15 protein-coding genes and 1 pseudogene are annotated in these 12,694 nt (G+C 48.8%); 4 read left to right on the top strand and 12 right to left on the bottom strand.

Annotated elements, in window-relative coordinates:
* Positions 1-84 precede the first annotated feature (84 nt).
* Both MKY74_RS19540 and MKY74_RS19535 read left to right on the top strand, forming a co-directional pair.
* Complete coding sequence (locus tag MKY74_RS19540) at positions 85-339, top strand: Atu4866 domain-containing protein (RefSeq protein WP_076166104.1); 255 nt, start codon at positions 85-87, stop codon at positions 337-339.
* Between the two features lie 79 nt (positions 340-418).
* Positions 419-1,156 carry an SDR family oxidoreductase gene (locus tag MKY74_RS19535; protein WP_076166108.1) on the top strand — a complete coding sequence of 246 codons (738 nt, stop codon included), beginning with the start codon at positions 419-421 and terminating at the stop codon, positions 1,154-1,156.
* A gap of 91 nt (positions 1,157-1,247) precedes the next feature.
* Here MKY74_RS19535 and MKY74_RS19530 read toward each other — a convergent pair whose 3' ends face one another.
* Together MKY74_RS19530 and MKY74_RS19525 are read right to left on the bottom strand one after the other, a co-directional pair.
* Positions 1,248-2,159: a GNAT family N-acetyltransferase gene (locus MKY74_RS19530; RefSeq protein WP_076166111.1), complete on the bottom strand. Its 912-nt coding sequence runs from the start codon at positions 2,157-2,159 to the stop codon at positions 1,248-1,250.
* 127 nt (positions 2,160-2,286) lie between these two features.
* Complete coding sequence (locus tag MKY74_RS19525) at positions 2,287-2,844, bottom strand: GNAT family N-acetyltransferase (protein ID WP_076166115.1); 558 nt, start codon at positions 2,842-2,844, stop codon at positions 2,287-2,289.
* Positions 2,845-3,184: 340 nt separating this feature from the next.
* Between MKY74_RS19525 and MKY74_RS19520 the strand changes: the two genes are divergently transcribed.
* Entirely contained in the window at positions 3,185-4,075 is an 891-nt protein-coding gene (locus tag MKY74_RS19520) for a class I SAM-dependent methyltransferase (protein WP_076166118.1), read from the top strand.
* Positions 4,076-4,108: 33 nt separating this feature from the next.
* Positions 4,109-4,417 carry a thioredoxin gene (gene trxA / locus MKY74_RS19515; protein WP_076166122.1) on the top strand — a complete coding sequence of 103 codons (309 nt, stop codon included), beginning with the start codon at positions 4,109-4,111 and terminating at the stop codon, positions 4,415-4,417.
* A gap of 121 nt (positions 4,418-4,538) precedes the next feature.
* Here the strand turns inward: trxA and MKY74_RS19510 are convergent, their stop codons facing one another.
* The 10 genes and pseudogenes from MKY74_RS19510 to MKY74_RS19465 form a co-directional block, all read right to left on the bottom strand.
* A complete protein-coding gene (locus tag MKY74_RS19510) occupies positions 4,539-4,895 on the bottom strand; it encodes a hypothetical protein (protein ID WP_076166125.1) in 357 nt (118 codons plus the stop codon).
* Between the two features lie 69 nt (positions 4,896-4,964).
* Positions 4,965-5,933 carry a phosphotransferase enzyme family protein gene (locus MKY74_RS19505; RefSeq protein ID WP_167372826.1) on the bottom strand — a complete coding sequence of 323 codons (969 nt, stop codon included), beginning with the start codon at positions 5,931-5,933 and terminating at the stop codon, positions 4,965-4,967.
* A 78-nt stretch (positions 5,934-6,011) separates the two neighbouring features.
* Entirely contained in the window at positions 6,012-6,614 is a 603-nt protein-coding gene (locus MKY74_RS19500) for a class I SAM-dependent methyltransferase (RefSeq protein ID WP_076166131.1), read from the bottom strand.
* Positions 6,615-6,628: 14 nt separating this feature from the next.
* Positions 6,629-6,778 (bottom strand): annotated as a pseudogene (locus MKY74_RS19495) (aminopeptidase); the annotation flags it as partial.
* Positions 6,779-6,793: 15 nt separating this feature from the next.
* A complete protein-coding gene (locus MKY74_RS19490) occupies positions 6,794-7,351 on the bottom strand; it encodes a hypothetical protein (RefSeq protein WP_076166134.1) in 558 nt (185 codons plus the stop codon).
* A 5-nt stretch (positions 7,352-7,356) separates the two neighbouring features.
* Positions 7,357-8,508, bottom strand: coding sequence for a non-hydrolyzing UDP-N-acetylglucosamine 2-epimerase (gene wecB / locus MKY74_RS19485; RefSeq protein ID WP_076166138.1), 1,152 nt, complete (start codon positions 8,506-8,508; stop codon positions 7,357-7,359).
* 181 nt (positions 8,509-8,689) lie between these two features.
* A complete protein-coding gene (locus MKY74_RS19480) occupies positions 8,690-9,316 on the bottom strand; it encodes a hypothetical protein (protein ID WP_144025337.1) in 627 nt (208 codons plus the stop codon).
* Between the two features lie 99 nt (positions 9,317-9,415).
* The gene (locus MKY74_RS19475) at positions 9,416-10,474 is read right to left on the bottom strand and encodes an ATP synthase beta subunit C-terminal domain-containing protein (RefSeq protein WP_076166145.1); all 1,059 of its coding nucleotides are present in this window, start codon (positions 10,472-10,474) and stop codon (positions 9,416-9,418) included.
* Between the two features lie 257 nt (positions 10,475-10,731).
* Entirely contained in the window at positions 10,732-11,082 is a 351-nt protein-coding gene (locus MKY74_RS19470) for a 4Fe-4S binding protein (protein ID WP_076166149.1), read from the bottom strand.
* On the bottom strand, positions 11,079-12,689 hold the full coding sequence (locus MKY74_RS19465) for an FAD-binding protein (protein ID WP_076166154.1): 1,611 nt from the start codon (positions 12,687-12,689) through the stop codon (positions 11,079-11,081). The genes MKY74_RS19470 and MKY74_RS19465 overlap by 4 nt, the downstream gene beginning before the upstream one ends.
* Between the last annotated feature and the right edge of the window lie 5 nt (positions 12,690-12,694).

Raw genomic sequence — 12,694 nt, 5'->3', positions numbered from 1 at the left:
AACGTGGTCCGAATTTCTTAACTGTAGAAAACGATGACAAGGCAGGATTCAATCCGGCTTTCGCAAAGGAAAGGAGAATATTCAATGACTACGCAAAACGAACAATCCCATCCGTATGTCGGCATGTGGGTGACTAAAGACGGTTACATCCGGCATGAGCTGCTGCCGAACGGGCGGTATGACGAAGCGCGCGGTAATCGGAAGAGCGCTTATCAAGGCAGGTACACCATTGTAGGCGACCATATCGAATATGTGGATGATACAGGGTTTACAGCGGACGGCGACTTCCGCGATTCGGTGCTCTACCACGCCGGCATGATTCTCTATCGTGAAAATTAGCGGGGAGATGCCCCTTTTTCATCACAAGAGTTCGAATCGAGCAACTTAGCATAAATCAAATCCAAAGGAGAAATGTTCAATGTCCGAAATCAATGGAAAAGTCGTTGTGATTACAGGTGCAAGCAGCGGGATCGGCGAAGCTACTGCAAAGCTTCTCGCCAGCCGGGGCGCCCATGTCGTCATGGGGGCCAGACGCGTAGAAAAACTGGAAGCACTGGCTTCCCTCATTGAGGCAGAAGGAGGCTCTGCCTTATATCAACAGCTTGATGTGACGAGTATCGAGCAAATGCAGTCCATCATCCGCTTGGCGCAAAGCCGGTTCGGACGGGTCGATGTCATCGTGAACAATGCCGGCGTGATGCCGCTATCACCGTTGGAAGCTTTGAAAATCGACGAATGGAACCGAATGATCGATGTCAATATCCGTGGGGTTCTGCACGGTATTGCCGCCGGTCTCCCCGTAATGAAGGAGCAGCAATTCGGCCATATGATTAACGTGGCTTCCATCGGGGCTTATTCGGTCACGCCAACGGCGGCGGTATACTGTGCAACCAAATACGCTGTTCGCGCCATCACGGAAGGTTTGCGGCAGGAAATTGATGCAAACATCCGGGTAACGCTCGTTTCTCCCGGCGTAACGGAATCCGAGCTCGCTGAGAGCATTACGGATGACGGGGCAAGGGAATTTATGAAAACGTACCGGCGTAACGCTCTTCCTGCTTCCGCTATTGCCCGAGCCATCGCCTATGCGATCGAGCAGCCGGCGGACGTCGATGTGAACGAGCTGGTGGTTCGCCCCACAGCCCGGCTTGCATGATACGATGAATAAATAAAAATCAAGCATCCTAATGACGAATCAGGCAGCCGGTCGACAAAACGATCCGACTGCCTGATAGTTTTTTTAATGGTTACAAGTCCCGCTCATACCGTACTTCCTCCGATACCTCTTTGAACCCCACGGCATGATACAAGGATAAAGCCGATGAATTGGCCGTTTCAACCTGCAGTACGGCACACTCACATCCGATATTTTTGAGATAGGTCAGCGCTTGGTGCAGCAAATGCTTGGCAATGCCCTGTTGTCGCCAAGGTTCTCTGACAAAAACATCCTCGATGACGCCATCCCCCTCTGCATCCACCCATGCCATCACGCTGCCGACCAGCGTATCATTCTCCCGGACGACAAAAGAAGTCCAAGCTTGATTCATCCGGTTTTCCATGAGCCGCTCCATCCCAATTGGAGCCCCCGGCCAAATTTCCATGTCTGCTGCCAAGTATTCATGGATGCCGGCTTCCGACGGCATGTCCCACTGGATACAGCGATATGGTGCGGAAAGAGCAAATTGATCCATTTCTCCAACCAGATGTCGCTGCATGGTATACAGACTTTTACTGTAGCTGAATCCTTTCGATATAAAATATTGGGTGTTGTTCACTTCAGTGGACTGGTTACCGATCCCAATCAACGTCTGGTGAGCCGGGGGCAGGGCTGCTTTCAACTCGTATGCCCTGTTCAGCAAAGGTTCGTATAGCAGATCATAGAGATGATAATCATTCTCCCTTTCCGGACGCGTCTTCAAGTTGAGATAAATTTGGTGCTTATGGTCCTGCGGGCTGCCAGCCGGGATTTCCGAAATGACGCTGACCTGCCCTTTTCCGATCATTCGTTCTCCCTCCACTGCAATGAACACATTCGGCCAATTGGCTTCGTCTCCAACCCACCAGAACACCGTTTCTCCCCTTGAAGTTACGGCAGCATACAAATCTCCCAGCATCTGAAAATCTTCTTTCGTAAAATGGCGGACTTCAATCAGTGTCATTCACAAACCTCTCTTTTTATGATCTGTAACTCTTCACTAACAGGTTGATTTTACCATTTTACGTTTCAGTTGTTTGGTAACATTCGTTTATATTCGTTTTGGAGGTTACCGAAGATCAGGCGGTCAATTAGGACATGGCTTGCTGGTCTAACCACTCCTGTTGTGTAAGACCGTAAATGACCCTGTCTAAATATTGGTCATGTAAACGTTCGTAATTCCGGATAATCCCTTCCTGCGTGAAGCCCAATCGTTCCGGAATCGCTCGGCTCCTGATATTGCCTACCGCTGCGCCGATCTCGACTTTACGAAGCCGCAGATCATGGAACGCATGAGCGACAAACGTTCTGCATGCAGAAGTCATTAACCCCTTCCCCTCAAATGGGGAGCCTAGCCAGTAGCCTATTTCTGTTCGACCCGCTTCCCAATCGATCCCTAGAAAACCTATGGACCCTGCAATCTGTTCCTTATACCATATCCCAGCCCAGTACCCATCGTTATTCGCGAATCTTCTTAATGACCTGCTTATAAAGGCTCTTGTGTCCTCGACTTTATGTGTAAGATCAGGAAACTGCAGCCACTGCCGTATAGATTCACGACTGCTGTCAATTAATTGATAAAGCTCGTTAGCATGCCTGTCTTCCAGAATCGAAATGTATGTATCATCATTGACTATAGCCTTGTACATCGAATGACTCCTCCTTTATCAAACATTAACGTTCTTTAATTAAGATCCTAGTCTCTCGTATCAAAATTATGAAGGGGTATGAACAGCTATACAATGAATTTTTCTGAAGTAGGCATTGCAAATCCTTGAAGTATAATTTATTATGGATATTATAGGTCTATAATATTGTCAAACAGAAAGGAGGATCTCACTTGAAACATTCCTCTTCGCTATAGGTACTTTGGTGTGAGGTTTACGATGGTTTCGGTCAAGCAAGAGCCTTAATGTTTTAAACATACAGACAAACTTATTTTTTTGTTTCAATTATGGATATAACAGATCTATGGAGGTTTAAAAGGTTATGAGCGATTTTTTTAATGAAGCCAGCTGGGAAAAAGCGTGGAAAGAAGATCCCGACACCTATATAAACAGGTCCAAACAGGCCGGCATCGACCCTTCTCGAGACTTTGATCATAAAGCCAAGGCTTTCCATGAGCAGTCATTTAGCCCGGAGGGAAGAAAACGAACGAATCGGATCCTGAACTGGATTGAGGGACAAGGGGTATCATTTAAGAATGCCTCTGTGCTGGACATCGGCGCCGCTTCGGGCGTATTTTCGGTGCCGTTTGCAGAGCGGGGAGCCCGTGTAACGGCCGTCGAGTCCTCTCCTCCACAAGTTGAATTGCTGAAGGAAAACATAGCCAAGTTTGATGAAGGCCAAATGAAGATTATCCCCGTACCGTTTGAGGAAATCGACGTTCAAGCCAATGGCTTGAGCCAGGCTTTCGATCTCGTCTTCGTTTCGATGTGCCCGGTCATTCGCGACTGGGAGAGCGTAGAGAAAGTGCTCCAATGTGCCCGAAAATTCTGTTATATCAGTCTGCCTGTTTCTTCCGCAGAACATAGTCTGGTCAACGAAATTTGGCCGCTCGTCACGGGCAAACCTTACAAGTCCAAACCAGCGGAAATGGGATATTTGCTCCATCTGCTGTATCTCAAAGGCTATGCCTATGAGTCCCTGGTCACCCGGGAAACGAAAACGGTGGAAATGTCGAAGGAAGAAGCGCTGCAGGAGATGATGAGCTGGCTTCGCAGACATGGTCTTCCTGTCGATGAGCGCAACCAAACAATCGTTGCAGACTATCTGGACCAGGCATATCCGTCTGGACAAGTATCCTTCCAACAGGGCGGACGTTTTGGCAAGGTTCTGATTCGACTGCAGGATCAGAACATGTATACCAGAGAGATTTGAGTAGGGAAATTAAGAATTGAAAGGAAGATAACGATGGCGATCCAGCATGCAACAGACGCGACGTTTAAAAATATGATGCAGACAGCAGGCGTAACAGTGGTGAATTTTTGGGCATCATGGTGCGGTCCTTGTAAAATATTTGCTCCCATTCTGGAGGATTTTGAAAGGGAAACAAGCGGTTCGGTTAACGTGATTAAAGTGAATGTAGACGAGAACCCGGTGACCTCTTCCCAATTTCAGATTATGAGCATACCAACCACCCTTATATTCAAAGATGGCAAGCTCGTTTACCAGGAATCGGGGATTCTGCCGAAACAGATTTTGAAGGAGCTCACGGCCTAAGCATAAATCAAAGAAGCAAAACAAAGCCGGAATTCCTTCAACGGGAATCTCCGGCTTTTGCTTATCGTTCAATCTTGTACTTGAAGGTGGCCGATCTATCGCTGATTCTGAATCCAAAGGTTTACTGCAAATGAATACCCGTGACCTTCCAGTCGCCTTTACGGACGTACACGTCAACTTTTCTGTCGTCTAGGGTTGTCACATAATAATATTGCGAATCACGATTCATCCCTTGGATGTCGGATGTTCTCTTGCATTGAATCGTCGGGCTTAGGCGTGCCATAAACTGATAAGTCTGTTCATTTTGCGAAAGGGACTTGATTTGATCAACAGCGTGGTTTGCAATGATCGTGTTCAATTGCTTTTCAAGAGATACTCGGCCTCTGGTTTGGGGATGGTTGTACATGATCACAATAAAGAACAACAATAGAGCGATCCCGGTACACGCAACAGCAAAGATGCTATTCTTCCGATTCATGCGTATTCCCCTTTCCATGCAGTGAGGGTCATTTAGGATCCCGGCACTGACGCTTTGAAATTGGTAAAGCTACATTTCAATCTCACAGCCGTCAAAGGAGCGGCCATCCGCGATGATTTTCACCGCCTCGGTTATTGCATTTTTCTGAAAATCATTCAGTTTACTTTCATCACCATCCCAATCCTGCAGCCACCAGAAGAAGGAACATATATTTCGGTAATCCATAAACATGGGAATCCGCTGAATCCAATGAGAGTCCAATGGATGATGCTTGAAGTACCCTGCAAGAAAATCATCCAAAAATCTCCGGGCAAATTCATTTTTTGACATCCTGTCTTCTCCTGGGGACCCCCACCAAACCGCATGTGCTGCCGCAATGGCAATGTCCAGTGCATACCAGCCATAAATGCAGTCGTCAAAATCAAATACGGTAATCGTATCTCCGTCGATCATGAAATTGTAGGGATGAAAATCATTGTGGATCAGCCCATAAGCATTGCCCTCCCGTGGGAGCGAATCGATTTGATCTTCAAGGCTTTGTAATTTATCGAGAAGCACCCTGTACTTCCCATGCTGCAAATTCGGATTGCTGAACTCGCTCTTGCTCCAATGATCTCTATGCCTGCCCTTCACCACAGGTATATAGGACTTCGATTGCTTGTGCATCTTCCCCATGGTTTCTCCCCATGCATGATAGATGTCTGTCCCCCATAAGTGACGGTTGCCTTTATCGAAGAATTTTCCCGGTGCCATGCGAAAAACAGCGGCAATAAAACATTGCCCGTCTTCTTCATACAAGGCGGTCAACTGTTGATCCTTCGTTAAAATCGGCAGAGAGGCGTTTACGCCATGGTGTACCAAATCGTGAATCCATTCCAATTCGGCGTGTATCTTTTCTGCGTAAGCGAGAGGCTTAACCGATATCCGCAGGAAATAAAATTCATTGTTTTTCGAAAACCGGTAAACCTCATTCGTTGAATGGCTAACAAACTCCAGCGTATTCACATCAAAGTCAAACGATGCGGCCGCTTTGGACAAAATATCCGCTGTGACCATTTGAAACCTCCGTGTCTTCATGTTTGCGAACCGAGGTACTGCCCGCTATGGATATCATTATTATTTCTGTAACAGGAGTCCCTGAAAATAGGGCTCACCCTCTTTTAAAGGAACGGTTTGAAAGCTGATTTCCTTAAAATATTGCCCCGTTAGCGCTCGTATGGAACGATCTGAATACGAGGCGAAAAATCGTTTTGGCTCACACCAGTCGTTTTCCCAAACCCCCTCGGAATCTGTACCTCCATATAATCCCATATAAAATAATCCATCAGGCTTCATCACTCGTTTGATTTCCGACAGCACGCCGCCTATTTCATTTTTAGGCACATGCAGCAGACAGTTTAAGGCGTAGACAGCATCAAACGAATCGTCCTCAAATGTTAGATGATAGAAATCCATCACATACGCCTGCAGCCCTCTTTCTCTGCAGTAACGCACCATTTCACTGGATAAATCAATGCTGGTTACCTTTAGATCATGATCTTTAAAGTATAGGCTGTCTATCCCTGTTCCGGCACCGATTTCCAGAAGTTTCCTTTGACCTGAATCCTGCAGGCGGGTAAGAAACCTGTCTCTCTCGATCACCTTCCAATCCGCCGGATGCGCGTTTGCTCTTCGGTGTGAATCGATATCATACGACTTCGCCAGATTTGTTTTATCCATGTCTTTATCCCGCCTTATTCACGATTTAAACCCTGGAGCTCATCCAATACAAATCGGCCGTTCTCCCGGACCAAGACGTCATCAAACCAAAGCCGGCCGCCGCCCCACTCCCCGCACTGATTCAGCACGATATCCCAGTGGATGGAGGACAGATTGGCATGTTCTTTTCGTCAAACACTTTACTTTCTTACGCGTATCAGTTGGCGCTCCTTCCACTCATAATTGTCCCCCAATTGAAAAGTGGACAAATCAATCAGAAGATCATCCTGGTTAGGCAAATCCCAGGATCGATCAAATCCGTAATCCGTGCAAGAGTACAGTTCCAATTCTTCACCAGTCTTTAAATGACGATCGATATACCGGAACAGCTCCGTTATGCATTTTTTGCTGCATTGGTAATATTCAGGCGAAGACAGCTTCTTCTCGTCATTCATCTCGAAAGATCCTCCATCAGGGTCTACCTGATAAATGTATGGGTGCTGGAACGGGCATGAAGCGTCTACTGATTTCATAGGACCCGCTACATACAAGCCAGCTGCATCTAATTCCGTTTCAAAGATATCCATCAGCTGATCCCCCTCCGGGTCCTTTTCCAGTAGCGCTTGCATAACAATCTGATCTTTCGCAGATGGGTTCACTTTTTCAATGTAATCCCGAATGGTCATTACGGTTTTGTTCATACCGAAGGAGCCGGTAGGAAGCTCTCGGCTTGAAGCGATATAGTATTGTTGGGTCATGAGGCTTACTCCTCGAATTCATTTGGAAGGTCGTCAGTTAATCCGAAATGATGGGCAATAATATGTACGATTCTTTTGGAGGCGAGCCCGTCACCAAATGGGTTTCTCGCATTTGCCATCTGTTGATAGAGATCCGGGTCCGTTAATAGTTTATTAGCTATGTTAAAAATAGAATCCTCTTGGGTTCCGGACAGGTAAACGGCATTCGCCGCAACAGCCTCTGGCCGTTCTGTAGTATCTCGCATCAGGATCAACGGCTTATTAAAAACGGGTGTTTCTTCTTGAAGTCCGCCTGAATCACTTAATACAAGATGAGAACGGGATATCAGATTGATCATATCAGGGTATTCAATGGGATCAAGCAAATGGATCCGATCATGACCGGACAGCATCGTAAATGCGGTATCTTGGACATATGGACTCAAATGAACCGGATAAACGATATGAACATCTGGATGTTCATCAGCCACACGTCGGATCGCCTTGAACATTTGCTGCATAGGTTCTCCATAATTTTCCCGGCGGTGAGCCGTTACTGTAATCAATTTTCCTTGAAGTTGGACAAGATCGTTTAATTGTTCATTATGAAATTTATAATCAGCTTTGTTGGTTAGAATTGCTGCATCGACGGCAGTTTGACCGGTAATAAAAATATGTTCGGATTCATAACCCTCTCTATTCAAATTGTTCTTGCTAACAGAAGTCGGCGCAAATAGTAAATCTGTAATAACATCGACAATTCTGCGATTTACTTCTTCGGGCCAAGGCGAATATTTTTGATGAGAACGTAAGCCTGCTTCGACATGCCCAACCGGTATTTTATGAAAGAACGCTGCCAAACTGCCACACATGGCGGTTTGCGTATCGCCGTGAACCAGTATCATATCAGGTTTGTCCTCATTAATAATGTCGTCGAGGCCTATGATTGCAGCTGAAGTCAAATAGGCCAGTGATTGATTTTCTTTCATCAAAGCCAAGTCGACATCGGGTTGAATATGAAAATGTGAAAGAGCTTGAGATAATTGTTCTCGGTGCTGGCCGGTAACAACCACCTTCGTCTCAAACCATTCATGATGATGGCGTAATTGTTGAATCACCGGGCACATTTTCGTCGCTTCAGGCCGAGTGCCGAATATAACCATTATTTTTTTCTTCATTGTCGATTCTCTCCTTTGGAAAACCCTCTACTTTGCCACGATTTTATACCGTTTCCATAATATTACTTCGCTTCGAAGCACCACATCTCCTTTTGTTCAGGAATGACTCCCTTTATAACCCAAACAGGCCGCCGTTGTTCGGCAGCCTGTAGCTTGTTTCACCTGGTATGTATTATTGTGCTTATTCGTCTAACGCCTTCAAAATTTGATTCGCATAATCATCCCACGCTGCTTCGTCGGTGTTGATTTCCATTGCAGGAATGAGCGATTGTTTCATACATGTGCGCAGCCTTTCCTGATCCTCAACGAACTTATGGCAAGCTTCGTCTGCAGACGGATGATTCGCCATGACATAGGACCGCCAGGCATCACCTCGGCTTTCAACAAATCGGGTCGGAACAGCTTCCGGAGACAAGGTCAAAAGAACGCATTTTGCATTGAGACGCAGCAATCGCTGTTCCAAAGCTTCGATTTTAGTATGATCTGCGAATGCCGCACGATGATTAAGATGAAATCTCTCCAAGATGAAAAAAATTCCGTTAGACGGTTTCGTTTGACCCAGAGAATCAATCCAACCGTGCAGCTGTTCAAGATAAGCGATATGCTGATTCAACAGCTGGATATGTTCATTTTGATCCAAGGACCTCAACACGCCGTGATCGGAATGCAGGATTTGCGAATAATGTTCACTTAGCGCGATCATCGTTCGCTCGGCATGCGAACTTAAACTATGTACTCTTTTTAATGCAGATAATACGGATGTTTTCCCAGTTGTGGATAAGCCTTCGAGTATGACGCCGCGAATCAAGCCGTTCACCCCTTTCGATAACCATTCGATACGGTTCGTAAGAGCCGGTCAGCCGGACCGGCCCCATGCAACCGTTTACCAGATCTCAATCATCGCGCTTCAGCTGGTGAATTCCAGCCGCCCTTTAAAAAACAATTCGGATGGCTCGGCAGCATCCATTTCGCCGTCCAAGATTCGTTTTACATCAGCCAGTGTATCATAAAGCGTCAACCATTCACCCGGTTTCTTAGTATAGGGCTCGGATACGTAGAAAGGCTGTGCAAGATAAGCTTCGAGCCTTTCACCACGTTGGTACAGCTGCAAATCACTATCGGAAATTTTCTCCGCGCCCAGTACGGTCACCAGCGATCTCAGCTCTCTGTAACGGCGGAGCAGTTTCCGTGCCGCTTGCTGGGTGGTCAGATGAACGGCATCCAGATGCGCTCCCTCCAGAACGGTCGAGGTCGACCCGATCGGATCGATTGCCGGATAGATGCCTCTGCTGATCAGATCGGTGTCAAATCTCCACAGGGTGTCCAAAGGTCCATACGCATTATCGTCGTCAGCCGCTTCACACTTAATATCTACAAGGGCGATCGTGATGGGCCGGGCTCCCACCTCTTTAAGACGATCTCGCAAGGATAATAACTCGCCGGATAAAACTTTGCTCCGATCGACGCCGAGGAGGATATCTTTTTCCCCGCGCAGCTGCACGATTTGTTGATAAACGTCCTCTTTGGCCGAATGGGAAAATTCGGATTGCTCCTGAACCAGCTCGACGCCCGAAATGTCCGATTGCGGGTCCCAAAACACGGTTGCGAATCCCCGTTTCTTCATGCGGAGCATCAACTCTGCGAGCATAACGAGCTGCCCCATGTTCGGCCGTGCCACAAATCCAACCGTTCCCCCGCGAACTACCGGGGCGAGCAAATCCAACGCTTTTACACCTGTCTCGATCATACGAACACCACTCCCTCTAATAATGAGTTCATCAAGACTGCATCCCGCCAAAGAGGCAAGAGCCACCAACGTCCTTACTTCAGCGCGGCCGACGGGGATTTTACCTGTACACAGATTGGAAACCGTTGCCGCTCTTAGACCAGCCTCTCGTGCCGCCGTCGTTAGATTGGGTACGCGTCGGCGCAGCAGCGGAACGTTAAGCTGTAACTCCTCATCCATTTTTTAGCACCTCCTTACTTTGTATAGTAATTTATTTTACTCTATAGCGCAATATAAAATTAGGAAAAATTTGTGATTGTGCGTTACCTTGCACCCAAGACATATTTAAAACCTCAACATTTGAGTGAAAACCGAGGACTCTAATACAAATTGGTAACTCACTCAACCATCCGCCGGCAGCCGACAGCACGCCAAAAAAGCCACCCTTGTTTGAAATCAGGGTGGCTTTACACATCCATATACTTCAGTACGTTACATTAGCTTTCCTTGGGCCGGTGGGTTTTCGTAAATTGTTCAAAAAACGGCGTAGTATCCCTGGCGGCCATCGTCGTTTCACTGCCCGTGGTCCATCCGATTTCTGCCCTCCAGCTGCCGAGCATTCCCTGGTGCAGCAACGCCTCTTCGCTGACCTCCACGGATCGGTCCGCATAAGGCGCAACATACAAAGCATCAACTGGACAATACGCTTCGCACATAAAGCATGTCTGGCAGTCTTCCTGCCTGGCGATCACAAGCTGTCCATCCTGCATATCAAACACGTTGGTTGGACAGACCTTTACGCAAATGGAACAACCGATGCACCGCTCCCCGCTGACCAGCTCGATCATAAGACCATCCCCTCCTCCGGCGTGAGTTCGGACGCATGAGGGACTTTTTCCGCCCGGATGTGGATTCGGTCGACTCCCGACACCAAGAGGCGGTGAGTCTGACGGGGATCCAGCTGGGGGTATTCCGCAAAGGCGTGCAGCCCGCGGCTCTCTTTGCGCGCAAGGGCGGCCGAGTACATCCATCTCGCCGTAGCCACCATGCCTGCCGCTTCCCGGGCACGGACACGATGACGGTGATCGTCAGATACGCTGTCATGCAAAAAAGGAACAAGCCCGTGCAAACGGTCGAGAGACGCCCTGATGACCGGTTCGCTGCGAAAAAAGTTAATCGACAAGGGGAACACCTCGCGCTGAACGGCCGAGATGATTTGCGGAACGTCCATCGGCCGGTCGGCGTCGGAGTGCTGCACCAAACCGTATCTTCCTGCAGGCGTCAGATCCCGCTTACAAGCATCCTTGGATTGGGACAATGCATACTCCGCAGCACCTTCGCCCGCCCAGTTTCCGCTGCATATCGCCCAGGAAGCGTTATACGCCCCTCCGCCTGAAATGGCGCCCGTTACTTTCTCCCGCGAGGCGGCATCGCCTGCTGCATATAAACCCGGAACGCTCGTACGGCAGTCGTTCCCGGTGAGCCGCAGCCCGCCCGTCCCGCGCATCGTCCCTTCGTACCGGAGCGTGAGCGGAAACTTATCCAGGAACGGATCGATGCCCGCGCGCTCAAGCGGCATAAAGAAGATCGGATGCGCGTGACGAAGAAACCGCCGCTTCTCCTCTGTGTCGGCCAAATTGATCGAAGCGTACACCGGTCCTTTCAGGAGATGCTGCTGCAGACTGCCGAAGGCGCGGTCTCCCCGGCCTATCACGCGTCCTTCTTGATCATAGAGCGTAGACCAAGCCAGCATTCTCCCCCGGGTCACACTGCCAAAGGCGGCGCTCGGCGCATATTGGCGGCTGAATTCCATCCCGGAAAGCTCGGCTCCCGTTTCGGCAGCCATAAGCAATCCCTCGCCGGTAAGTACGTTGCAGCCCAATCCATTGCTCAGAAACGCGCAGCCGCCGGTAGCCAGAACGACCGCATTGGAGCGTACTTCCCATTCTTGGCCCGTCAGCCGGTTCACGCCTCTTGCTCCCCCGACGCCATTCGCATCGTGCAGCAGCTCCAGCGCAGGGGACTGATCCAATATACGCACACCGGCCTGCCGGACCGCCCGGCGCATCAGCTTCATATATTCGGGGCCGTGCAAATGCGTGCGGAGCGGATTCCCGTTATCATCTTTCGGAAAGGGATATCCCCATTCTCCGACTTTTTCCAAATAGGTCTCCACCTCATCCAGAACCCGGTGAATCCAGGCATTCTCCGACAGGTAGCCGCCTGCCTTGAGCCTGCTCTGCACGGCATCTTCCCGCAGCTCGGCAACGGGAGGAATCACCAGCAGGGTTGTTCCTCCAGGTGCCGTCGCACCGCTGCTGCCCAAGAAACCTTTATCCGCAAGCACAACCCTCGCTCCCTTGGACGCGGCTCTCCATGCCGCCCAAGCGCCAGCTGGCCCGCCACCAAGAACCAGTACATCCGTGGTTAATTGAATATCCATTTTGGGTGCCATCCGCT

The sequence above is a fragment of the Paenibacillus sp. FSL R5-0378 genome, from assembly GCF_038009285.1.
GTDB lineage: Bacteria > Bacillota > Bacilli > Paenibacillales > Paenibacillaceae > Paenibacillus_AQ > Paenibacillus_AQ favisporus.
Note: the sequence above shows the minus strand (reverse complement) of the source record. Positions and strands in the feature narration are given on the sequence as shown.

Bases quoted from the DNA above. Each gene is read 5' to 3' on its own strand.
- MKY74_RS19540 (WP_076166104.1), top strand. From the start codon at position 85: ATGACTACGCAAAACGAACAATCCCATCCGTATGTCGGCATGTGGGTG.
- MKY74_RS19535 (WP_076166108.1), top strand. From the start codon at position 419: ATGTCCGAAATCAATGGAAAAGTCGTTGTGATTACAGGTGCAAGCAGC.
- MKY74_RS19530 (WP_076166111.1), bottom strand. From the start codon at position 2,159: ATGACACTGATTGAAGTCCGCCATTTTACGAAAGAAGATTTTCAGATG.
- MKY74_RS19525 (WP_076166115.1), bottom strand. From the start codon at position 2,844: ATGTACAAGGCTATAGTCAATGATGATACATACATTTCGATTCTGGAA.
- MKY74_RS19520 (WP_076166118.1), top strand. From the start codon at position 3,185: ATGAGCGATTTTTTTAATGAAGCCAGCTGGGAAAAAGCGTGGAAAGAA.
- trxA (WP_076166122.1), top strand. From the start codon at position 4,109: ATGGCGATCCAGCATGCAACAGACGCGACGTTTAAAAATATGATGCAG.
- MKY74_RS19510 (WP_076166125.1), bottom strand. From the start codon at position 4,895: ATGAATCGGAAGAATAGCATCTTTGCTGTTGCGTGTACCGGGATCGCT.
- MKY74_RS19500 (WP_076166131.1), bottom strand. From the start codon at position 6,614: ATGGATAAAACAAATCTGGCGAAGTCGTATGATATCGATTCACACCGA.
- MKY74_RS19490 (WP_076166134.1), bottom strand. From the start codon at position 7,351: ATGACCCAACAATACTATATCGCTTCAAGCCGAGAGCTTCCTACCGGC.
- wecB (WP_076166138.1), bottom strand. From the start codon at position 8,508: ATGAAGAAAAAAATAATGGTTATATTCGGCACTCGGCCTGAAGCGACG.
- MKY74_RS19475 (WP_076166145.1), bottom strand. From the start codon at position 10,474: ATGGATGAGGAGTTACAGCTTAACGTTCCGCTGCTGCGCCGACGCGTA.
- MKY74_RS19470 (WP_076166149.1), bottom strand. From the start codon at position 11,082: ATGATCGAGCTGGTCAGCGGGGAGCGGTGCATCGGTTGTTCCATTTGC.
- MKY74_RS19465 (WP_076166154.1), bottom strand. From the start codon at position 12,689: ATGGCACCCAAAATGGATATTCAATTAACCACGGATGTACTGGTTCTT.